This window comes from Chryseobacterium sp. S90 (genome assembly GCF_047444895.1).
In the GTDB taxonomy this organism is placed as follows: Bacteria; Bacteroidota; Bacteroidia; order Flavobacteriales; family Weeksellaceae; genus Chryseobacterium.
Genome location: NZ_JBLGCX010000004.1, coordinates 1 through 22,059, shown reverse-complemented (window position 1 = coordinate 22,059; position 22,059 = coordinate 1). Strand labels below are relative to the sequence as shown.

26 protein-coding genes and 1 tRNA gene are annotated in these 22,059 nt (G+C 36.8%); 16 read left to right on the top strand and 11 right to left on the bottom strand.

Features of this window, described 5'->3' with window-relative positions; translation table 11 throughout:
* Positions 1 to 84 precede the first annotated feature (84 nt).
* Entirely contained in the window at positions 85 to 981 is an 897-nt protein-coding gene (locus ACLMCG_RS12175) for a bestrophin family protein (RefSeq protein WP_413959742.1), read from the top strand.
* Positions 982 to 993: 12 nt separating this feature from the next.
* Here ACLMCG_RS12175 and ACLMCG_RS12170 read toward each other — a convergent pair whose 3' ends face one another.
* Positions 994 to 1,593 (bottom strand): hypothetical protein, encoded by a 600-nt coding sequence (locus ACLMCG_RS12170; protein WP_223598233.1) that lies wholly within the window; start codon positions 1,591 to 1,593, stop codon positions 994 to 996.
* 55 nt (positions 1,594 to 1,648) lie between these two features.
* On the opposite strand from ACLMCG_RS12170, the gene ACLMCG_RS12165 reads away from it, so the two are divergent.
* The 10 genes from ACLMCG_RS12165 to ACLMCG_RS12120 all read left to right on the top strand — a co-directional run bounded on the left by ACLMCG_RS12165 (position 1,649) and on the right by ACLMCG_RS12120 (position 9,719).
* The gene (locus ACLMCG_RS12165) at positions 1,649 to 2,269 is read left to right on the top strand and encodes a toxin-antitoxin system YwqK family antitoxin (protein ID WP_413959741.1); all 621 of its coding nucleotides are present in this window, start codon (positions 1,649 to 1,651) and stop codon (positions 2,267 to 2,269) included.
* 5 nt (positions 2,270 to 2,274) lie between these two features.
* Entirely contained in the window at positions 2,275 to 2,805 is a 531-nt protein-coding gene (locus ACLMCG_RS12160) for an RNA methyltransferase (RefSeq protein ID WP_223598231.1), read from the top strand.
* Between the two features lie 187 nt (positions 2,806 to 2,992).
* The gene (locus ACLMCG_RS12155) at positions 2,993 to 3,646 is read left to right on the top strand and encodes a CBS domain-containing protein (protein ID WP_047375984.1); all 654 of its coding nucleotides are present in this window, start codon (positions 2,993 to 2,995) and stop codon (positions 3,644 to 3,646) included.
* Between the two features lies 1 nt (position 3,647).
* Positions 3,648 to 4,514, top strand: coding sequence for an NAD kinase (locus ACLMCG_RS12150; RefSeq protein WP_223598230.1), 867 nt, complete (start codon positions 3,648 to 3,650; stop codon positions 4,512 to 4,514).
* 70 nt (positions 4,515 to 4,584) lie between these two features.
* Complete coding sequence (gene fbaA / locus ACLMCG_RS12145) at positions 4,585 to 5,655, top strand: class II fructose-bisphosphate aldolase (protein ID WP_105682972.1); 1,071 nt, start codon at positions 4,585 to 4,587, stop codon at positions 5,653 to 5,655.
* Positions 5,656 to 5,744: 89 nt separating this feature from the next.
* The gene (gene accD / locus ACLMCG_RS12140) at positions 5,745 to 6,599 is read left to right on the top strand and encodes an acetyl-CoA carboxylase, carboxyltransferase subunit beta (protein ID WP_047095043.1); all 855 of its coding nucleotides are present in this window, start codon (positions 5,745 to 5,747) and stop codon (positions 6,597 to 6,599) included.
* A gap of 54 nt (positions 6,600 to 6,653) precedes the next feature.
* A complete protein-coding gene (locus tag ACLMCG_RS12135) occupies positions 6,654 to 7,163 on the top strand; it encodes a DUF6973 domain-containing protein (RefSeq protein ID WP_413959740.1) in 510 nt (169 codons plus the stop codon).
* Positions 7,164 to 7,453: 290 nt separating this feature from the next.
* Positions 7,454 to 8,857 carry a nucleoside recognition domain-containing protein gene (locus tag ACLMCG_RS12130; RefSeq protein ID WP_413959739.1) on the top strand — a complete coding sequence of 468 codons (1,404 nt, stop codon included), beginning with the start codon at positions 7,454 to 7,456 and terminating at the stop codon, positions 8,855 to 8,857.
* A gap of 55 nt (positions 8,858 to 8,912) precedes the next feature.
* The gene (locus tag ACLMCG_RS12125; RefSeq protein WP_413959738.1) at positions 8,913 to 9,278 is read left to right on the top strand and encodes a four helix bundle protein; all 366 of its coding nucleotides are present in this window, start codon (positions 8,913 to 8,915) and stop codon (positions 9,276 to 9,278) included.
* A 48-nt stretch (positions 9,279 to 9,326) separates the two neighbouring features.
* On the top strand, positions 9,327 to 9,719 hold the full coding sequence (locus tag ACLMCG_RS12120; protein ID WP_062672909.1) for a hypothetical protein: 393 nt from the start codon (positions 9,327 to 9,329) through the stop codon (positions 9,717 to 9,719).
* A 15-nt stretch (positions 9,720 to 9,734) separates the two neighbouring features.
* On the opposite strand, the gene ACLMCG_RS12115 is transcribed toward ACLMCG_RS12120, so the two are convergent.
* The 4 genes from ACLMCG_RS12115 to ACLMCG_RS12100 all read right to left on the bottom strand — a co-directional run bounded on the left by ACLMCG_RS12115 (position 9,735) and on the right by ACLMCG_RS12100 (position 12,406).
* Positions 9,735 to 10,619 (bottom strand): ferric siderophore ABC transporter substrate-binding protein, encoded by an 885-nt coding sequence (locus tag ACLMCG_RS12115; RefSeq protein WP_413959737.1) that lies wholly within the window; start codon positions 10,617 to 10,619, stop codon positions 9,735 to 9,737.
* A gap of 35 nt (positions 10,620 to 10,654) precedes the next feature.
* Positions 10,655 to 11,053, bottom strand: a complete 399-nt coding sequence (locus ACLMCG_RS12110; RefSeq protein ID WP_213277581.1) for an ExbD/TolR family protein — start codon at positions 11,051 to 11,053, stop codon at positions 10,655 to 10,657.
* 12 nt (positions 11,054 to 11,065) lie between these two features.
* Positions 11,066 to 11,770 carry a MotA/TolQ/ExbB proton channel family protein gene (locus tag ACLMCG_RS12105; RefSeq protein ID WP_047422081.1) on the bottom strand — a complete coding sequence of 235 codons (705 nt, stop codon included), beginning with the start codon at positions 11,768 to 11,770 and terminating at the stop codon, positions 11,066 to 11,068.
* 174 nt (positions 11,771 to 11,944) lie between these two features.
* On the bottom strand, positions 11,945 to 12,406 hold the full coding sequence (locus ACLMCG_RS12100; protein ID WP_149834216.1) for a hypothetical protein: 462 nt from the start codon (positions 12,404 to 12,406) through the stop codon (positions 11,945 to 11,947).
* Between the two features lie 169 nt (positions 12,407 to 12,575).
* On the opposite strand from ACLMCG_RS12100, the gene ACLMCG_RS12095 reads away from it, so the two are divergent.
* Positions 12,576 to 14,372 (top strand): DUF885 domain-containing protein, encoded by a 1,797-nt coding sequence (locus tag ACLMCG_RS12095; protein ID WP_413959736.1) that lies wholly within the window; start codon positions 12,576 to 12,578, stop codon positions 14,370 to 14,372.
* Positions 14,373 to 14,445: 73 nt separating this feature from the next.
* Positions 14,446 to 14,892 carry a DinB family protein gene (locus ACLMCG_RS12090; protein WP_413959735.1) on the top strand — a complete coding sequence of 149 codons (447 nt, stop codon included), beginning with the start codon at positions 14,446 to 14,448 and terminating at the stop codon, positions 14,890 to 14,892.
* A gap of 232 nt (positions 14,893 to 15,124) precedes the next feature.
* On the opposite strand, the gene ACLMCG_RS12085 is transcribed toward ACLMCG_RS12090, so the two are convergent.
* Entirely contained in the window at positions 15,125 to 15,745 is a 621-nt protein-coding gene (locus tag ACLMCG_RS12085; RefSeq protein ID WP_413959734.1) for an endonuclease III domain-containing protein, read from the bottom strand.
* A gap of 33 nt (positions 15,746 to 15,778) precedes the next feature.
* On the opposite strand from ACLMCG_RS12085, the gene bcp reads away from it, so the two are divergent.
* A complete protein-coding gene (bcp, locus tag ACLMCG_RS12080) occupies positions 15,779 to 16,228 on the top strand; it encodes a thioredoxin-dependent thiol peroxidase (protein ID WP_309434390.1) in 450 nt (149 codons plus the stop codon).
* 83 nt (positions 16,229 to 16,311) lie between these two features.
* Here the strand turns inward: bcp and ACLMCG_RS12075 are convergent, their stop codons facing one another.
* Genes ACLMCG_RS12075 through ACLMCG_RS12055 form a run of 5 tightly spaced genes read right to left on the bottom strand, consistent with a single transcriptional unit; the run spans position 16,312 to position 20,511 of the window.
* Positions 16,312 to 16,845 carry a GNAT family N-acetyltransferase gene (locus ACLMCG_RS12075; RefSeq protein WP_413959733.1) on the bottom strand — a complete coding sequence of 178 codons (534 nt, stop codon included), beginning with the start codon at positions 16,843 to 16,845 and terminating at the stop codon, positions 16,312 to 16,314.
* The gene (locus ACLMCG_RS12070) at positions 16,814 to 17,476 is read right to left on the bottom strand and encodes a hypothetical protein (protein ID WP_413959732.1); all 663 of its coding nucleotides are present in this window, start codon (positions 17,474 to 17,476) and stop codon (positions 16,814 to 16,816) included. The genes ACLMCG_RS12075 and ACLMCG_RS12070 overlap by 32 nt, the downstream gene beginning before the upstream one ends.
* 32 nt (positions 17,477 to 17,508) lie before the next feature.
* Positions 17,509 to 18,591, bottom strand: a complete 1,083-nt coding sequence (locus tag ACLMCG_RS12065; protein ID WP_228408576.1) for a mannose-1-phosphate guanylyltransferase — start codon at positions 18,589 to 18,591, stop codon at positions 17,509 to 17,511.
* 2 nt (positions 18,592 to 18,593) lie between these two features.
* Positions 18,594 to 19,187 carry a SprT-like domain-containing protein gene (locus ACLMCG_RS12060; RefSeq protein ID WP_223598217.1) on the bottom strand — a complete coding sequence of 198 codons (594 nt, stop codon included), beginning with the start codon at positions 19,185 to 19,187 and terminating at the stop codon, positions 18,594 to 18,596.
* A gap of 1 nt (position 19,188) precedes the next feature.
* Positions 19,189 to 20,511, bottom strand: a complete 1,323-nt coding sequence (locus ACLMCG_RS12055; protein ID WP_413959731.1) for a TolC family protein — start codon at positions 20,509 to 20,511, stop codon at positions 19,189 to 19,191.
* Between the two features lie 184 nt (positions 20,512 to 20,695).
* Here ACLMCG_RS12055 and ACLMCG_RS12050 point away from each other — a divergent pair, with 184 nt between their 5' ends.
* Together ACLMCG_RS12050 and ACLMCG_RS12045 are read left to right on the top strand one after the other, a co-directional pair.
* Entirely contained in the window at positions 20,696 to 21,940 is a 1,245-nt protein-coding gene (locus ACLMCG_RS12050; RefSeq protein ID WP_413959730.1) for a bifunctional folylpolyglutamate synthase/dihydrofolate synthase, read from the top strand.
* Between the two features lie 42 nt (positions 21,941 to 21,982).
* Positions 21,983 to 22,057 (top strand) — tRNA-Val (locus ACLMCG_RS12045).
* Positions 22,058 to 22,059 lie beyond the last annotated feature (2 nt).

The window sequence follows — 22,059 nt, the reverse complement described above, 5'->3', positions numbered from 1 at the left end:
CCTTCTTCGGCTTCAATAACGTCCCTCTTCCAGCTTCAGACTTCCTTGCTTTATTAGCAGAGCTCAGATGAAAAATTTATATTTGTGGTAACAAGTGAATTTATGAGAGTCTACAATACCAAACATTTCCTTAAAATCCTTTTCAGTTTACACAAAAGTGATACACTGAAGATTCTTTTTCCAAGCATGGTTCTTATAGGACTTTATTCCTGGGGAATTCAGTATCTGGAAGTGGAATATCTGCACCTTACTTCAAAATCAGGAATCAGTAATGTGGGAATGATTCACTCTCTGTTAGGTTTTGTACTTTCGCTTTTATTGGTTTTCAGAACCAATACAGCTTATGACAGATGGTGGGAAGGCCGAAAACTTTGGGGAAAATTGGTCAATGACACGAGAAATTTTGCTGTAAAAATCAATACTATTCTTGGTGACAACCGTCAGGATGCTGAACAGATTGCAAGATATTTAAAATATTTCCCTCACTTTTTAGCCAAACATCTTTCCAAAGAATCTACAAGATTGGCGTTGGATGAAGATTATTCTGAAATAGAAAGCTCTTTAAAAAATCATGGTCCCAGCGAAATAGTGATTCTGCTTAGCCATAAATTGAACCAATTAAAAAAAGAAGGGAAGGTTTCAGATGTTGAAATGCTGTACTTAGACACTCAGCTTTCCGGATTTCTGGATGTTTGCGGAGGCTGTGAGAGAATCAAAAACACTCCGATCCCTTATTCATATTCTTCTTTCATCAAAAAATTTATTATCCTGTACGTTTTTGCACTGCCTATTGCGTATGTGATCACTATTGGTCTTTTCATGATTCCGCTTACCGTTTTCGTCTATTATGTTTTAATGAGTCTTGAGCTGATTGCGGAAGAAATTGAAGATCCTTTCAACAATGATGAAAATGATATTCCTATGGAAACTTTAGCGCAGAATATTGAGAAGAATGTGCATCAGATTATGATCAGAAAATAAAAAATCAAGCTTTTAAAGCTTGATTTCTTTGAGTTCGCCGTCCTGTTTTATCTCTACAAACTTGCTTTCTCTGTTGGCTGCAGAATATCCGTAGAAAAACGTACTGTATATTGGTGTTGAATACATATAAGCTCCATACCCGTTATAAGCATCTGAAGTTCCTGTCTGCTGCTGATAACTTGCCGTTGCTGTAAAATTTACGATCGTTTCAAGATAATACTTACCAGGCTTCAGTTTTTCGAATTTAAACCTGCCGTGATCATCCGTTAAAGCTTCCACTCTGTATTTAAAAGCTTCTTCGGACATATACACTGTTGTCTTTTTGTTTTCATACTTCCTTCTCATGTCATAAAATTCCTCGAAATAAGGCGTTACAGGAAAAAGCATGATAACAGTTCCTTTGGGTGCATAATGTTTTTCTCCAAGCAATGGCTTGATGCCCCAATTGTTTTTTTGTTTAGTGGAGGCAACGCCTTCAATGGTAGAATTCCCGAATCCCAGCATGTCTCTGGCTAATTTTTTATCAAAAAAAGCTTGAGGATAATAGGTGTTTTGTGCCTCCAGGTAGATAAATCCCCATATTAATATGAATAAGGTGAATAATTTTTTCATAGTATATTTTTGAGTCAAATATAAGTATTTTACTATTTTTGAAATAAAAATAGCTATGAAGTACATGTTTCTATTGTTTTTTTCCACTTCTGTCATGATGATGGCGCAGAAACCATGTGGATATAAAAACGGATTACAGGAGGGATCCTGCAAAGAATTCTATGACAACGGGCAGGTAAAAAACATGGTAGAATGGGAAAAAGGAAAGCTGGACGGAGATGCTGTTTTTTATTATGACAACGGAAAAATACAGTCTAAAGGAGAATATAAGAAAGGATTCAAAATAAAAGAATGGTCCTATTTTGATAAAAACGGAGTGCTTACTTCTAAAGAGGCCTTCAGAAACGGAGAAAAGAATGTTTATGATAACAGTCTTACGGCTACTTTTTATTCTCCAGCCGGTAAAATAACTGAAGTTTCGAATTATAAATTCAATAAATTACAGGGAGAAAGCAAAACCTTCCATGAAGATGGAAAATCAGTGAAAGACATCGGCCAGTATAACAACGGCCTTGCGACCGGAAAATGGAAAGTATTTTATCCATCAGGAAAGTTACAACGTGAAACTGAGCTTGCCAACGACAAGAGAAACGGCAACAGAGTTCATTACCGTGAAGACGGAAGCATAGAAAAAACAGAGGTCTATCAAGACGGAAAATTAATCTCAACAAAATAATACAATTGGTACAGAAACTAAAACTGGAAGAACTTAACAGAATAGATGTAGAAACATTTAAGAAGGTTGAAAAAATTCCGTTGGTCATCATTTTAGATAATATCAGAAGTATGCACAATGTAGGTGCAGCCTTCAGAACGGCAGATGCCTTTTTAATTGAAAAAATAATCCTTTGCGGGATCACACCGCAGCCACCCCACCGTGAGATTCATAAAGCGGCATTGGGAGCAACAGAAAGTGTTGACTGGTCTCATGAAGCAGAAACCAATACAGCGATTTCTGACCTGAAGAGCAAAGGATACGAAATCATCGGAATTGAGCAGACTACCGGCAGCCAGCTTATTACCGATTTTACGATTGACAGATCGAAAAAATATGCCTTGATCTTAGGAAACGAAGTGGAAGGAATCAGTGATGATGTGCTCCCAAATATTGATGTATTTTTAGAAATTCCACAGCTTGGAACCAAGCATTCTCTTAATGTAAGTGTGTGCGCGGGAATTGTGATGTGGGAATTTGCTAAAGCATTAAAATAAAAAAACTGCATATGTCCTTAGTAGACAGTGCAGTTTGAAATAAATCTAATAAAAAGTAAAAATGAAAGGCGACAAAGGTACTTTATTTTTCTTTACAATCAAATTTTGATGGCATTTTTTTTGTTTCAGCTTAAAAAAAGTAGGGTTTTCAGAAAAAGTTTCATTTAATTTTTTATAAATTAGCACAATGTTTATCAAGGACTATATCTCAAAAGACTTTCCATGTTTTAGCCTGTCTGACTCCATAGAGTCGGCCAGAAATATGTTGGAAGATTTTGGATATTCTCATGTTTTCATCAAAAAATCCCACCACTTCTACGGAGCCCTTGCAATGGATTTTCTGTATGAAGAAGATGGCGGGACTTTGAAGGACCTTGAGCATCAGATTGAGCGGTTTGCCATCCTGGAGGACAGCAATATTATGGATAGTATCCGTCTGTTTTATACCTTCAGCAGCAATGTGATCCCAGTGATTAATAAAAATGAAAAATATCTTGGGTATATTACTTGTGAAGATGTTTTCCAGGATCTTTCCCGTTATCCTTTATTTTCAGAAACAGGTGCCATTCTTACTGTAGAAACTCCTGCCAGAAAATATTCCATGACGGAAATTACCAATATCGTAGAAAGCAACAACTCGAAGTTTTATGGAGGGTTTATAAGCTTTATGTCTGAGGAAGTGGTCCAAATCACCATAAAGATCAGCAATGAAAATCTGGCCTCGATAGACTCAACTTTTGACCGGTATGATTACAGAATTGTTGAAAAATACTATTCTGATGAGAAATCCGATCTGTTTAAAGACCGATTTGGTTTTTTACAAAAATTCATAGAAATATAACATGAAGGCAGCCATATATTCTCAGAAAAAAGATCTTGATACTTTTTTATATTTAAGCAAGTTTATCTCTGAACTTGAAGCCAGAGATGTAAAATCTGTTCTGTACGATGAAATGGCTGAAGCACTTCAGTTCTCAAAAATTTTCGAAACCTTCAACTGTAAGCAGGATCTTCTGGATAAGGAAGTCGATTTGTTTTTCACTTTCGGTGGAGACGGAACCATTGTAAATTCTTTAACATTCATTGAAGATCTTGAAATTCCTGTTGTAGGAGTCAATACCGGAAGACTGGGATTTTTAGCTTTTTTCACGAAAGAAGAAGCCTTTAAGGAACTGGATTCCATCTTAAAAGGAAATGTAAAAACAAGCCGCCGATCGGTAATTGAAGTTGTTTCTCCAAAGCTTGAAGGATCTTTCCCTTATGCCCTGAACGACGTTACCGTTTCCAGAAAAGAAACCACCTCAATGATTACAGTAGATTCTTATATCAATAATGAATTTTTGAATGTATTCTGGGGTGATGGTGTTATCATTTCAACTCCTACAGGTTCTACCGCTTACTCCTTGAGCTGTGGCGGGCCCATCATTTCTCCCAACAACGAAAATTTCGTCATCACTCCAATTGCGCCTCACAATCTGAATGTGAGACCTTTAGTGGTCAATGACAAAGTAGAAATAAAATTCAGGGTGGAAAGTCGTGTCCCTCAATATTCCCTTTCTCTGGACTCCCGACTCATCCATATAGAAACCGATAAGGAAATTATCATCAAAAAGGCTGCATTCCAGCTTCTTCTGGTACAGCCCAACAGTTTGAGTTTCTATGAGACGATCCGTCAGAAGCTACTTTGGGGAAGAGATAAAAGAAATTAGTGATTTCTTAAAAATGATTACCTTTACACGAAATTAAAACACCTAATAAATTTATAATAAAAAGTAAAACATGAGCAGAATTTTTCCGGCAGGAGTTGCCACAGGTCAGTTAGTTACTGATATCTTTCAGTATGCTAAAGAAAACAAGTTTGCATTACCTGCAGTAAACGTAATTGGATCAAGCAACGTAAACGCTGTGATGGAAACTGCAGCGAAATTGAACTCTCCTGTAATTATTCAGTTTTCAAATGGTGGAGCTGCATTCAACGCAGGGAAAGGATTAAACAATGACGGACAAAAGGCTGCCATCTTAGGATCTATCGCTGGTGCAAAACATATCCACACGCTTGCAGAAGCTTACGGAGCAACAGTAATTCTACACACAGACCACTGTGCAAAGAAATTACTTCCTTGGATCGACGGATTGATGGATGCTAACGAAGATTTCTTCAAGCAGACAGGAAAATCTCTTTACTCTTCTCACATGTTAGACCTTTCTGAAGAATCTTTGGAAGAAAACCTTGAGATTTCAGCTCAATATTTCGAAAGAATGGCTAAGCTTCAGATGACTCTTGAAGTAGAAATCGGAGTTACAGGAGGTGAAGAAGATGGTGTTGACAACTCAGATGTTGATAACTCTAAATTATATACTCAGCCTGAAGATATAGCTTACACGTATGAAAAACTAAAAGCTATTTCTGACAACTTTACCATTGCCGCTGCTTTCGGTAACGTACACGGAGTTTACAAGCCAGGAAACGTAGTTCTTACACCGAAGATCCTTGACAATTCTCAGAAATATGTTCAGGAGAAATTCGGAACAGCTGCTAAACCTATCAACTTTGTATTCCACGGAGGTTCAGGATCTACTTTAGAGGAGATCAGAGAGGCTATCGACTACGGAGTGATCAAAATGAATATCGATACTGACCTTCAGTTTGCATATACAGAAGGCGTTAGAGATTATATGGTAAACAATATTGACTATTTAAGAGCTCAAATCGGAAACCCTGAAGGAGAAGAAAAACCTAACAAGAAATTCTATGACCCAAGAGTTTGGGTAAGAAAAGGTGAGGAAACATTCTCTACAAGATTGGTGAAAGCATTTGAAGATTTAAATAACGTAGATACTTTAAAATAAGAACTGTACATTTGTACCGGTGTAAAAAGTATTCATAGGAATGCATTTACATTGGTACATTTTACATTTATACATTAATACAAGCAAAAATGGCATTCGACTGGTTTAAAAGAAAAGCAAAAAACATTACCACTTCTACTGATGAAAAAAAGGACGTTCCCAAAGGCCTTTGGCATCAGACTCCATCCGGAAAAGTTGTGGAACATGATGAACTAAAGAGAAATAACTATGTTTCTCCTGAAGACGGATTTCATGTAAGAATAGGAAGTGCGGAATTTTTTGACATCCTTTTTGACGGTGGTAAATTTACCGAACTGGATGCCAATGTTGAAAGTATTGATATCTTAAACTTCAAAGATACAAAGCCCTATAAAGACCGTCTGAAAGAAGTAAAAGCTAAGACCAAGCTTACTGATTCTATCAGAAATGCTGTAGGAACTGTAAAAGGAACTGAAATGGTAGTTTCTTGTATGGATTTTGCTTTCATCGGTGGATCTTTGGGTTCTGTAATGGGAGAAAAGATCAGAAGAGCAGTAGACTACTGTATCAAGCACAAACTTCCGTATATGATTATCTGTCAGTCCGGAGGTGCAAGAATGCAGGAAGCCACTTACTCTTTGATGCAGCTGGCAAAAGTTCAGGCTAAGTTGGCTCAGCTTTCTGAAGCAGGACTTTTATACATCGCTTATCTTTGCGACCCTACATTCGGTGGAATTACTGCTTCTTTCGCAATGACTGCTGATATCATCATGGCAGAGCCGGGAGCACTAATCGGTTTCGCAGGACCAAGAGTAATCCGTGAAACAATCGGTAGAGACTTACCGGAAGGATTCCAGACATCAGAATTCTTACAGGAAAAAGGATTTGTAGATTTCATCGTAAAAAGAACTGAAATTCAGGATACTGTTGCAAAAACAGTTAATTTATTAGCTGTAAAAGCATAGTATCTGTAACAAAAACAATACAATCTCTCTCTAATTAGGGAGAGATTTTTATTTATGAGGACTTTTAAGATATTTTTCAATACCATCAGAAGTATGAGTTTTAAAAAGATTATACGTCTATTATCACTTATCCTTCCCCATCCTCTTTTTGCCCTGTTGAGCTTTCATGCCACGGTAAAAGCGTTTACTATAGCTCAGAAAAAATTTCCTAAGACAGCTTCCACGAATGGAATTGGAAATGCATTCAGACATGCTCTATGGTGCTGCTTCATCATGATGTACTGCTGTAAAATTTCTTCTCCTAAAAAAGCACTTGATTTTTGCAAAAGAATCACAGACATGCATGAAGAACTATTCCCGAATGAACCTTTGGAAACCAAAATGGATCTCCATAACAACAAAATCGGAATGGATTATTTCATGGAAATTCTGCCCGGAATTCACCGCCAGTTTTTTGAAAAGAGTTTTTTTGTTGATGCACTAATCAAAAAAATGAAGGAAGCCAAGGTTCTGAAAAATCTTGATGATGATTTTGAAGGGCATCTTGTCTATTTGAAAGAATAATTTCTTTATTTAAACGCCACGATTCGCAAAGAAAACATAAAACTTCATGCATATTTTCGTCCGCAGCGGCATTTCATTCAGCAATGTCTCTGTTTCTCTGCTTAGTACTAACGCCTTAGCGAACGAAAAAATAAAACTTCATCGTTAAAAAACTTTGCGTGCATTGCGTTAAATAAACTTTAAGATCAGAAATCATCATTAGTTTTTCTTCACATCAGAATAACAAAAGACTTTAGTTATTTTTGTGGTTTAAAGTATTTTTGATAAGTTTAAACAATTAAATCAATCAGATGGTTCTCAGCAGAATTTGGTCGGCTTTCATTATTATTGCCATTGCCATTGCCAGTATAAAATACGTTTCGTCAGGTCACTACAAAACCATTTTCAATGATATGGTAGTGGGAAAAGGAGGTGATACAGTGAAGATTGCATCACAGCCGATGAACAGCCTCTCTCCTGTTGTAAGAGACAGCCTGATGAAAAAGAATGATTTTGCAGACAGCAGAATTCATTATAAAACAGACTCTTTAAAACAAAATGTAAATGTTTACCGTGTTCAGGAAGCCGATGGAGTGATTGGAACTTCAGAAACTGCGGTGAAGATCTGTCTTGGTCTTATCGGGATTATGACGTTGTTTATGGGATTTATGAGTATTGCAGAAAAAGCAGGGGGAATCAATCTTTTAAGTCGTTTGATCCAGCCATTTTTCTCTAAATTATTTCCTGATATTCCTAAAAACCATCCCGCATTCGGGCATATGTTGATGAATTTCAGTGCCAACCTTCTGGGACTGGATAATGCAGCGACTCCTTTTGGACTAAAAGCTATGGAAAGCCTTCAGACTTTAAACCCAAATAAAGACACGGCGAGCAATTCACAGATCATGTTTCTGTGTCTTCACGCCGGAGGAATGACTTTAATTCCCGTGTCCATTATTGCCATAAGAGCATCAATGGGTTCCAAAACGCCTACAGATATTTTCCTGCCCTGTATGATTGCCACTTTTGCAGCTACTTTGGCGGCAATGATTATTGTTTCTTTATATCAGAAAATCAATATTCTCCGTCCGGTAGTAATAGCTTATGTAGGAGGAATTTCAGCGATTATTGCTTTATTGGTAGTATACCTTGTACAATTGAGTAAAGATGAACTGGATGATTTCAGTAAAGTATTAAGCAATGGTCTTATTCTCTTCATATTCCTTGCTATTGTGCTTGGAGCCGTTTATAAGAAAATCAACGTTTTTGATGCCTTTATTGAAGGTGCAAAAGAAGGATTCACAACCTGTGTCAAGATTATTCCTTATCTGGTTGGGATGCTGATTGCCATTTCCCTGTTACGAACTTCAGGAGTTTTTGATGTGATCATTGACGGAATGAAATGGGTTGCGAATGTCGCGAATATGGATCCAAGATTCGTAGATGGGCTTCCGACAGCTTTAATAAAGCCTTTATCAGGTTCAGGAGCCAGAGGAATGATGGTGGATACAATGTCAACATTCGGAGCAGATAGTTTCCAGGGGAAATTAGCCGCTGTACTTCAGGGAAGCTCAGATACGACATTTTATGTGATCGCGGTTTATTTTGGCGCCGTTGCCATTAAGAATACAAGATATACGGTAATTGCTATGCTCCTGGCCGATTTGGTAGGTGTTATTACTGCAATTGCATTGGCTTATTTATTCTTTGCTTAATAAAAAAGTTGCTGGTTGCTGGTTTCTAGTTTTTTAACCGTGAAAAAAGATATTAATGAGCTACGAAAAACTTGACATTTATAATATTGCTTTTGAATTGTTTATTGAAACACATAAATTATCGCTCAAACTACCCAACTATGAACTATATGAATTAGGAAGCCAATTGAGACGTTCTGCAGATTCTGTTGTTACAAACATTGCAGAAGGTTATGGAAGAAACAATTACAAAGGTGACTTTATTAGATTTCTCACTTATTCTCAGGCAAGTTGTGACGAAACAGTTTGTCACTTGTCAAAAATCGACCGTCTCTATCCGGATTTAAGCTCAGACTTTAAAGAAAAATCAGAACAATACAAACTCTTAGGAGGAAAAATCAATAACTTTATAAAATACGTCCAATTAAGCTGGCGAACCTAATCCAAACCAACAACTAGCAACTAGCAACTAGCAACAAAATACCCTATTATGATTACAGATAAAGAATTTACCCTAAGACTTATTCGCCAATTAACTCAGGCATTAGAAAAACTTATCCTGGATAAACCTGAAGAAAGTTTAATGCAGAAAGAGCTTGATTTTGATACGTTGATGAGAGATATTTTCAAAATGAGCTTCACTGAGGTTGCTTCTAAAACTAAGGAAGAAATGATCGCTATTGTTAACGAAAGACAGGAAAGAGACCACAAGGATTATTATGAAATGCTGGGAAATCTTTTCTACTTCAACAGCAGACATGATCAGAACAAAGATTTTCAGGATAAAGCAAAGACTTTCTATGAGTTGTATCTTCAGACCAGTGGTATTTTTGCACTTCCGATAATAAACAGAATCAACGAATTAAAAAAAGCACTTGAATAAAGTGCTTTTGTATTTTTAGAATGTAATTTTATAAGTTCCTGTAGAAGAAGTACTGGCTTTCTCTGCTTTTACATATTTCTTTACCCAGGCTACTGATGTGGATGATACACAAGGATCTGAAACACCTCCCAATCTTCTTGCAGACACAACATTTCCAGCTTTATCCACTGTGTAAGCAATGGTAATTGATCCGCTTGCTGTACAGCTGTGAGATGGCTGTGCACCACCCCTTCCCATTGTTCCTGGGATGTAGCCTACCAGCTTTCTGTCTATTCCGACTTTGCTATCTCCGTTTCCGTCACCTCCTAAAGGATCTCCAGCGTTTCCTATGCCTTCACCTGTTCCCTGGCTTCCGGCTTTTGTTCCTCTTCCTTTGATCAGGTTTCCAATAGCGGCATTTCCTTTTCCGTCTCCATTCCCTGTTTTTGAGTTGGCTGTAGTAGCTCCGGATTTCTTCGTATTTTTTGAAGCACTTGTACTGGTGGCTTCTTTTTTCTCTGCTTTTTTAGATTCCTCTTTTTTAGGAACTGTTGCTTTTGAATTATTTCCTGTGATGACTTTCTCCTTTGCCTCTACTTTCTTTGGTTCAGGTGCAGGTTCTGGTTTTACAATAGTTTTTGTTTCCGGAACAGGTGTTTCTGCAGGCTCAGGCGTCACTTCTTCTGTAGCTGCTGCAAGACTTCCTGGCTGTTCAGCAGGTTCTTCAATCCCTTTGCCATTTCTATTGTCCCCGAAGTTCACCAGCATGGTAGTAACCACTTCAGGATCTTTATCCAACTCAGGTTTTAGTTTATACAAAAAAACAAAAAGCAAAATAGCAGCCCAGATAAGAACAGAAAGCAGGGCACTCTTTATTCTATCTTTGTTTTCTTCGTTTCTGTTTGCTGTATAGCTTCTCATCTTAACAGGTAATTCTTTCCGGAAATCCAGATTTGTTATTTATCTTTAACGGTTGCAATTGCAATATTAAACTTATGTTTTTCAGCAATTTCCATTACAAAAACAACATCTTTATGCAATGTGTTTTCGTCAGCTCTGATTGTGAATGATTGATTGGTCTGACCAGCCAGTTTATCTACAATACTCTTCTCAAGTTCTCCTTTATTAACAGGATTGTCATCTACAAAAAATGAGCCGTCTGGCTTAATGCTTACTGTCACAGGATTAGGTATATTATCGTCAACAGCTCCGGCTTTCGGCAGGTTCACATCAATAGCACTTTGATTGGCGGCAGAAGATGTGATCATAAAGAAAATCAGCATCAACAGGATAACGTCTGTCATCGCTGCTAAACTGAATTCCGGGTTTGCTTTATTTCTTCTCTGAATTTTCATCGTAAGAAAGATTTATAAAGGTTTGTTGATAAGGTCTAAAAATTCTCCTGACATATTCTGAGCCTTCAGTACAAACTTATCAATCCTTGTCAATAAGATATTGTAACAGAAGTTGGCAGGAATGGCTACTGCCAAACCTACAGCGGTCTGTCCTAATGCCGTATAAATACCCTCTGAAAGTGTTTTCGGAGAGAAAGATCCTGTGGCATGGGATAAATTAAAGAAAGCGATAATCATCCCGATTACTGTACCCAAAAGTCCTAACATCGGTGCAATACTCGGTACTACAGCCAAAAGGTTCAGATTTTTCTCCATATTGGCAACCTCTACCTGAGCCTGAGCCTCCATAGCACTTACGATATCAGAAACAGGACGCCCCAATCTTGAGATTCCTTTTTCTAAAATTCTTCCTTCCGGAGAATTCTGTGTTTTGCAATAATCTGTTGCAGCCTCTATTTTTCCAGCTTTGATAAAGTCTTCAATATTATTCATGAAGTTGGAATCCGTTTTTGAAGTCAGTCTTTTGATAAAGAAAAATCTTTCAAAAAATAGATACAGAGAAAATATTCCCAACAGCAATACCGTGACCATCACTATTTTAGCGAACGCTCCTCCGTGGAACATAATTTTCCAGAATGAGAACTCTAAGTTGTCTGCAGCAACTGCAGGTGTGGCGATTTGTGCAAATAAAATCTGAGAAAGTTCCGTTAACAGCATTAAATGTGAATTTTATTAAATTTTCAACGACAAATGTAGTAGAATATTATGAATTGAACTCTTAAAAATTGCTTAAAAACAACTTAAAATTTGTTATCATTTACCAATAGCAAATTTCTTTCCAAAAATAATTTTGAAAAGAAATTCGGTATTATAAAAGGATGAAGACGATTGTTAATCCTCGTCTACCTCAATATCATCCTGACTAAATTCGCATTTTAATCTAAAAGGAATCGGTGTATCAGATCCGGTATAGAAATCATCAATGGTCCCCTTCCAGATGACCTGAAGCTCTCCTTCCTCATTTTTTTCGAAAAGAAGCTCATTGTCATAGATATAGGCCTCTTCATCGTCGAAAAGGTCTACTTCTGTGTAGGTTTCTTCATCAGAGTCATTGATTGTGATAGTTTTTCCTTCTATTTCCGCTGATTCTATAGGAAAATCAAAAACTTCAAGTGAAAGCTGCGGAAAGTTGTACTGTAGTGAATCATCGTCCACGTGATCCAAACTGTCATCCGTAATAACTTCAACCTCTAAAAAATGTTGTTGGTTACTGTAAACCGCTTTACAATAAGTATTTCTGATATTGTATTTTAGCGTTTCCTCCGGATGGTAAATTTTTAAAATCCCTTTCATTTTTTCTTAAAAAAGAACTGTAATAATATGATTGTTAAACGTTTTAGACAAAGATAAAAAATTGATTCAAAGTTGAAAGGATTTTGAAAATAATTTTTTAAAATCAACTCATACCATAAGTCTGAATATCCCAATAATACTTACTTTTGTTTTCATAAAGATTCTGAAAATGAAAAACATTTTATCAAAAGGGATTCTTGGATTAGGGCTGATGATCGCGCTTGCTTCATGCAAAAAATCGGATTCTCCTCTTACCAAAGTGACTCCCAGCAACCTGGATTCTATTGCTTCCAACTATTATGAGCAATATCTTAAGTTATACCCTTTAGATGCCACTTCTCAAGGAGATACGAGATACAACGACCAGCTACCTATCAATATTGATAAGGATTTTATTTCAGGAGAAGTGGCTTTTTATAATTCTGTACAGAAACAGCTGGAGCATGTAGATTACAAAACTCTTTCTGATGAAGATAAAGTGGTGTATGATGTGCTGGATTATACTTTAAAAGATAAAATTGAGACCTATGCCTATCATCCGGAATATATTCCTTTCACACAATTCGGAGGTCTTCCGCTTACTTTTCCGCTGTATGGAAGCGGACAGGGCAGCCAGCCTTTCAAAACTGAAAAGGATTACAGCGATTGGCTGAAAAGAATGGAAAAATTTCCGGAATGGATGGATGCTGCAACAGATAACTTCCGTGAGGGAATCAACAATAAGGTTGTACTTCCTAAAAAACTGGTTATCAAAATGATTCCCCAGATGAAAGCCGAAGAAATCACAACGTCTGATATGGAAAAGAATATTTTCTACGGACCGATTAAAAATTTCCCGAAAAGTTTCACTCAGGACCAGAAAGATAAATTTTCAACACTTTATAAGGAGACTATCACCAAAAAAATTATTCCGGCTTATACTAAAATGGGAGTGTTTTTAGAAAAAGATTATCTTCCTAAAGCCAGAGATACAGACGGATACAACAGTCTTCCCAACGGTAATGAGATTTACAGCTATTATGTAAAAAGTTGGACAACTACTAAGAAATCTCCTGATGAGATCAATAAAATTGGGTTACAGCAGGTAGCTATGCTCCGTGCAGAAATGGAAAAAGTAAAGCAGCAGGTAGGTTTTACCGGAAGTCTGGAAGAGTTTATCACTTTTGTGAAAACAGATCCAAAGGCAATGCCTTATAAAACCTCTAAGGAAGTTTTAAATGCCTTCAACGGTATTCTGACGAAGATTACTCCGAAATTGAAAACAATGTTTAACGTAACTCCAAAAACAAAGTTTGAAATCAGACAGACGGAAAAATTCAGAGAGGCAAGTGCCAGTGCAGAATATATTCCGGGAACTCCTGACGGAAAAAGAGCGGGTATATTTTATGTTCCTCTTCCTGACCCTACGAAATTCAATGTTACTTCAGGAATGGAGTCTCTTTTCCTTCATGAAGCGATTCCGGGACATCATTATCAGGTTTCTTTACAACAGGAGAATACTAAGCTTCCAAAGTTCATGAGATTCGGATGGTTTGGAGCCTATGGTGAGGGATGGGCACATTATTGTGAAACGCTAGGTCCAGAATTCGGATTGTATACAGATCCTTATCAGAAAATGGGATATCTGAGTGATCAGATGCTGAGAGCTGTACGACTTGTAGTGGATACAGGACTTCATACCGGAAAAATGTCAAGAGAAGAAGCCATTAAATATTTCTTAAGCAATATTTCTTACGATGAAGGATCTGCCACTGCCGAAGTAGAAAGATATATGGCCATGCCGGGACAGGCTTTAGGCTACAAAATAGGTTCTTTAAGAATCCGTGAGCTGAGAGAAAAATTTCAGAAAGAACTTGGAAACAAATTCAATCTGGCAAGCTTCCATGATGAAGTATTAAGCCAGGGGTGTCTTCCTTTGGACGTTCTGAACAGAAAAATGGAGCTTTGGGCTCAAAAACAGAAATAAACTTACATTAATAAAAGGGTACATTGAAAAAAGTACCCTTTTTTATTTACTCTTCTAAATAAACAAAATTGATATGATCACAGAAAGCCTTAGATCTCTTTACAGCAGAGATTTAAACAAACTAAAAACAGAGGTAGAAGCCTATCAAAATGAAGAAAATCTATGGAAAATTGATAAAAACATAGCCAATTCTGCAGGTAATCTGGTTCTTCATTTGGTTGGAAACCTCAACCATTTTATAGGAACGCATCTTGGAAACACAGGATATGTAAGACAACGTGACCTGGAGTTTTCCTTAAAAGATGTTCCAAGAGCCGAACTTATTGAAAAAATAGAGGCAACTACAAAAATGATAGATTTTACTCTTTCTCAATTATCAGAAGACGACCTGAAAAAAGAATATCCTCTGGTTGTTTTTGAAAATAAAATGACTACAGATTACTTTCTGATTCACCTGATTGCTCACCTGGACTATCATTTAGGTCAGGTCAATTACCACAGAAGGTTGTTGGAATATTAAATCATTTCCTTTCTCTTACATTATATGCAACCATGTCAAGGTTCTGAGCCTTGACATGGTTTATTTTAATAAACGCAGCGATAATAAAGTAATTGTTGCGTTTTATTTTTAGTTCGCAAAGGCGCTTCACTTAGCTAGGAAAATATAACCTTTGCTAAACGAAGTACCCTTATGAACTTTTTATCTAATTTTCTCTAAAACCTTGGCGAGCTTAGCGTTAAATTAAAATGTGTTATTTCTCAAACAGCATTTTCGTAATAAAATCCTTCTCCCCTTTCCCTCTTGCCGGAGAATATTCTCTTCCATAGAAAATGATCTGAAGATGAAGTTTATTCCATACTTCTTCTGGGAATAAATTCTTAGCATCACGTTCGGTTTCTACAACATTTTTCCCTGAGGTAAGTTTCCACTGTGTCATCAGACGATGAATATGGGTATCCACAGGAAACGCAGGAAATCCGAAACCCTGGCTCATTACTACTGAAGCCGTTTTGTGTCCTACGCCCGGAAGAGCTTCCAATTCTTCATAAGTCTGGGGAACAATACCGTTATGCCTTTCCAATAGAAGTTCGGCCATTCTCTTCAGGTTTTTGGCTTTTGTATTGGATAATCCTATTTCTTTGATCAGTTCTTTGATTTCAAATTCTTCCAGCTTAGCCATTCTTTGCGGCGTTCCTGCTACTGCAAAAAGATCGGGCGTAACCTGGTTTACTTTTTTATCTGTAGTTTGCGCAGAAAGTGCTACGGCAACCATTAATGTATAGGGATCAGTGTGATCTAACGGAATAGGTGTGGTGGGATATAATTTCTCCAGTTCTATCTGAACGAGCTCAGCTCTTTGTTTTTTTGTCATGTAACCCTTAAATTTGAACAAAATTAAATCATTATGCTGAAAGTTGGAGATAAATTACCTGAATTTGAAGAACTCAATCAGGACGGAGAAACAGTAACCTCATCAAAATTAATTGGAAAAAAACTAGTGGTTTTCTTTTATCCGCAAGCAAATACACCAACCTGCACGGTGGAAGCCTGCAACCTGAGTGATAATTATACTCAGCTTAAAAAAGCGGGATTTCAATTATTGGGAATAAGTGGTGATTCAGTAAAAAAGCAGAAGAATTTCCACAGCAAATTTGCTTTTCCTTATGATCTTATTGCAGATGAAAATCGTAACATCATTGAGAAATTCGGAGTGTGGCAGGAGAAAAAAACGTTTGGAAAAACCTATATGGGAATTGTAAGAACCACTTTTATCTTTGATGAAAATGGCATTTGTACAAGAGTAATTGAAAAAGTGACTTCAAAGACTGCTGCCGAGCAGATTCTGGAGGGATAACTTCTTTTTTCAAACATGGATATCACGAATATTTTCACAAATAACACAGGTTGTATTATTTGTGAAAATATTTTTTTAATTTATTATTCTGTTTCGTAATAGTTTAATTCTTCAGTTTCTCCGGGAAGAGTGACATATTTTTTAAACCTTAGTCCTAACTTTTCGATTAGTTTTTGAGAAGGAACGTTATCTTTTGAAATGATGGCAGATATTTTTGTTAATCCAAAATCATCCATTCCAATAGATTTGACCTTCTGAGCCGCTTCAAAAGCATATCCTTTACCTTCAAACTCTTCCAGCAGAGAATATCCTATATCTACAATATCCAATCCTTCTCTTTCAAAGATTCCTACTGCGCCTACTTTTTCATTTCCGTCTTTAGTCACTAAAAGATAGTTTCCAAATCCAAGTCTTTCAATCTGAGGAGCAAATCTGTTTAGGATATAATTTTCTGCATCTTCAATGCTATTAACATTACGGTTGCCGATATGTTGAATAAATTTTGGTCTGTTATAAAGCTCAAAAACAAAGTCTTTGTCTTCACGGGACATTGGACGAAGTATTAATCGTTCAGTCTCATAAGTGTTATCTGCGCTTGGGTGTTTTTTTAGGCTCATCTTTCTTTGGTTCTTCTTTTTTTTCGATTTTTAAAAGTCTCGGGTTATTAGCACACTTTTTATTGTAAAGCTCTATATAGGTTCCATTGTTCTTCACATTACCTACAGCACCTGTTGATTTATTTACAGTCACCGTATAATGCGTTTTCTGATAAGGACATTCCTTTGAGGTTAGTTTTCCAAGGTCAAGATAATAATTCGATTTGTCTTCATGATAGTTACCTGCAAGGTCTTTGAATTCCTCATCCACCATATATCCTTCAGCAGCCAGCATTACGGCGGCTTCCTGGGCATTATCAATCCTGTCTATGAACTTCTTAAGTCCTTCAATATCGGTAACATAATTAACTTTTCCAGCTTCTGAATAAGCAATATAATAAAAGCTGTCTTCACTGGGAAAAAGATTAAATCCGGAGAACTGAGGGGTATAATCCACCTTACCCGAAATTTTTATTTCTTCACCTTTTCCATAGCTGTTGTATACCAATATCCATGAATCTACCCTATTACTTGGGTTGATCTGCTGTAAAATATTCGGAATGCTTGAAAATTTTTTCTTCTCCTGAGAAAATCCTAAGACTCCCAAAAATAAAAATATAAGAATTGTAAATCGGGTTGCAGCTTTAATCATAATTTAAAAATCAGCAGAAAATATACCAAATTTTACATAAACTTATCCCCTTTCTTAAAATTCTTTAAGTCCAGAACATAATCTTTTATAAGCTGGTCGTTATCCCGCGGGCAGATAAGAAGTGCTTTATCGGTATCTACAACAATGTAGTTTTCAAGGCCGTCAATAATTACCGCCTTGTTATTATTTCTCAGACGGATAATGTTTCCTTTTGAATTATAGGAAAGTAAGTGCTTTAGTTTTACAGCATTTCCGTCTTTATCTTTTTCTGTATTTTCGTAAACAGAGGTCCATGTTCCCAGATCGCTCCATCCTAAATCTGATGGAATCACATATACATTCTTTGCTTTTTCCAAAATCCCGTTATCAATAGAGATTTTCTGAACTTTTGGATAAATAGTTTCAATACAGCTGTTTTCCTTTTCCGAATTGTACTCGCAAGCCATAAAATGCTGCATCATCTCAGGAAGATAAAGGTCAAAAGCATGGTGAATACTTTTTACATTCCAAATAAAAATACCGGCATTCCAAAGGAAATCACCACTTTCCAAGAAGCTTTGGGCAATTTCAAGGATAGGCTTTTCTGTGAATGTTTTCACTTTAAAATAGTCAGAACCCTTCTTTTCTACAAATTGAATGTAACCGTAGCCCGTATCAGGCCTTGTTGGAGTAATCCCTAATGTTACCAGATAATCATGTTTTGAAGCTACCTCAAATGCCAGCTCCACTTTTTCCAAAAATACATCCTCTTTCAGGATCAGGTGATCCGCCGGAAGCACAATCATTGTTGCATCCGGATTAATCTCAGCAATCTTGTTGGCCATGTATAGGTTACATGCAGCCGTATTTTTCATAAGCGGTTCTCCCACAATGTTTTCTTCAGGAATCTCCGGAAGCTGCTGATGGGAAAGAGCCACATACTCTTTATTCGTAATCACGAATATTTGCTCTTTAGGAATTACCTTGCTGATTCTGTCATAGGTCTGCTGAATCATAGTACGCCCGGTACCTAAAATATCCTGAAACTGTTTTGGAAATTTCTGCGTGCTCATCGGCCAGAACCGGCTCCCGATTCCTCCCGCCATTATAACGCAGTATCTATCTGATTTTAACATTCTTAACTACATTTTTCTACCCTAGCTAATGGCTTGAAAGAATACTTCCTTCCAGTAGCCAGGTTCTTACAAAGATAGTTTTTTTTAACCAGACCTTCTAATAAATACTTTTCGTTGCGGTATATAAAAAACTCCCCCTTCTGAAGTTCCTCGATAAAATGAAGAGTATCATCTTGTTTCTCAGTATGAAAATACCTTACCAGATCAGGGCTCGCCATAAAGTTTGCTTTGGGTGATTTTGAAAACTTTATGATGATGGGTTTTAACTCGTCATCATAAATTTCAAGGCTTTCAAGGAGCATATTTCTGAAAGTTTCTTTCCATTCGTTGCCATGAGGAGATATTTTTCGTCCATATTTTTCAAACGCAATCAGGTGCGCAAGCTCATGGGTCAGTACAAAGAAAAAAAGTTGCGGGGTAAGCGTAGAGTTTACCGTTATTTCATGGGAATTGTCCGGAAGCTTTCTGTAATCTCCCAGTTTTGAATTCCTGTTTCTAGTAACCTTTATATGTATATAGTAATCTGAAAACCAGATTCTTAAATATTTAAGAGTATTTTTTTTAGGTAAATATTTTTCTAATGATTGAATTGGCATTTTACAAACTTAATGGAATTCCTGCATAGAAATTCAATAGTTTAAGACTAAAAAGATAATTATATTTTGCCTGCGCTACTGATCCCTGTGCATTTGCATAATTATTTCTCGCCACATTGACGTCATAGATGGTTGTTCTTCCTGCTGCATAACTTTTGTCAGCAAAATCAAGAGCCAGTTTCGAACTTTTCTCTGCTTCTAATGCTGACAGGTAGGTTTCATAATTAGCGTCAGCATCAAACTGAGCTTTCTGTACGTTTTGTCTTACGGTCTGTTTCTGTTGTTCCAAGGAATTCTTGGCTAAACTTTCATTTATTTTAGACTGTTCTACCTGAAGTTTTGTTTTCCCCTTATTGAAGATAGGAATATTAAGTGATAACCCTACATTTTGTCCAAACTGATCTTTATATTGTTCAAAAAAAGTTCCCTGCACAACACCTGGCACAGGATCAAACTGCCTGTTATAGAAAGTGATAAGCCCTGCACTGCCTGTTAGCGTTGGCCAGAATGCTGTTCTGCTTACCTCAGTTTGTGCTTCGGCAGATCTTATTCTGCTTTCAGCTGCTTTGATCTGCGGTTGTATCTCATAAGCCGTTGTAAGCACTTCATCTGCAGTAGTAAGTTGTAAATCAAGTTTTTCCGGAATATTCACATCTTCCACATCAAAACCCTTATAATCTGAAAGCTGTAAAAGCTGAACGATGGCAAACAAAGCACGACCAACATTTACTTCTGCAGTTTTAAGATTTTGTTTTTCTCTTGCCAGTGCAGCTTCAGCCTCCGCCAGAACCGTCTGGGCTGTTGTTCCAACCTGAGTGGTGATTTTAGCTCTGTCAAACTGTTTCTGAGCATTATCTACGGCACTCTGAGAGATTTTAACAATCTCTTTATTCAACAAAGTAGTCAGATATTGTTGAGCAATCTGAAGAGAGATATCATTTTTAATGGTTTCAATGTCATATTGACTGGCTTCTACATCAAACTGGGCCTTTCTTACATTTTTCTCTAATCTCCCATTATTATAGAGCAAAATCTCAGCACCTAGACTAATATTGTTATTGAATCTATCGTTTCTAAAACTTCCGGCTCCTAATGACCCTTGCCCGAAACTCACCCCATTCGTCATACTTCCCGATACAGAAGGCAAGTATTCTTTTTGGGCGGCTTTAAGATTGTATTCCTGGTTTTGTTTGTTATACTGATTTTGGATAACCTGAAGATTATGCTCCACTGCATAGCTTACACATTCTTTTAAGGACCATTTCTTCTGAGCACTTAAACCCAGATAACCTAATCCAAAAACGATGATCCAAACTTTTTTCATATTATGTAGATGTTTATTTGTTTTTAATGGACATATGGAATCGTGTCATCTTCATCAGTATTGTAAATGCAAATCACAGCGACTTCATATTAAGATTTTTCAATATTAGACGAATTAAATATAAAAAAGTTACAGATTGAAAAATTATATTTTTTTTTAAGAAAACTTTTGGGAATTTTGTAGCATGACAAATGAACAATATCAGGAAGCTATTGACTGGCTTTTCGTGCAGATGCCCAACTATCAGATAGATGGACAGAAGGCTTATAAACCCGGGCTTGACAATATTACAAAGCTTTGTGCTTTCTTTGGAAATCCTCAGGATAAAATAAAATGTATCCATATCGGCGGGACCAACGGAAAAGGCTCTTCAAGCAATATGCTGGCATCCGTTCTTCAGGAGGCTGGTTATAAAACCGGATTGTACAATTCTCCGCACCTGATAGACTTCACAGAGCGTATTAAAGTCAATGGCAAAAACTGTAATAAAGAATTTGTCTTTGAGTTTATTCAAAAACTAAGAACACTTCCGGAAGATATCCGACCTTCTTTCTTTGAATTTACCACAATTATGGCTTTTGAATATTTTTATCAGCAACAGGTAGATTTTGCCATTATCGAAGTAGGATTGGGAGGAAGACTGGATTCAACAAATATTATTACACCCCTGATCTCTGCTATTACGAATGTTCAGCTGGATCATCAGAATATTTTGGGAGATACCATTGAAGAGATTGCAGCCGAGAAAGCAGGAATTGTTAAAAGTAATATCCCTGTTATTTCCGGTGACGAGAATGAAGCAGTCAAAAATATCATCCGAGAGAAAGCGATTAAAGAAAATGCACCGTTTATAGATGCCACTCTTATTCATACAAATCTTGAATCTGATTTGAAAGGAAATTATCAGAAGAAAAATATCAGTGTCGTATTGGCTGCAGTAGAGGAATTGAGAAAACTGAAAGTGCATATTTCCGACAAAGATCTTGAAAATGGTCTGCTACATGTTCATCAGAATACAGGATTTATTGGCCGTTGGTTTGAGTTTTCACAAAATCCACTTACGATTTGTGATACGGGACACAATCAGGCAGGTTTGGAGTATGTTTTTTCACAATTAAACTCAATTGACAGACACAAGCATGTCATTTTGGGGTTTGTGAATGACAAAAAAATAGATGATGTGATGAAATTACTTCCTGAAAATTCTGAGTTCTATTTTGCAAAACCATCCATCAACAGGGGAAGACATCCGGAAGATTATGAAAATCTTCTTCAGGAGGCGAAAATTTTTTATAAAATTTTTGATTCCGTACAGGAAGCGTATCTTACTGCAAAAGAACGATGTACAAATGAAGAAATGATTTTTATTGGCGGAAGCAACTTTGTAGTGGGAGATTTTTTAGAAAAAAATTTGGAGATTAAAGAATAAGTCGTATATTTGCACCACTCTAAACAAGAGAACAAGTCTAGAGGGTTCTTAGCTCAGTTGGTTCAGAGCATCTGGTTTACACCCAGAGGGTCGGGGGTTCGAATCCCTCAGGACCCACA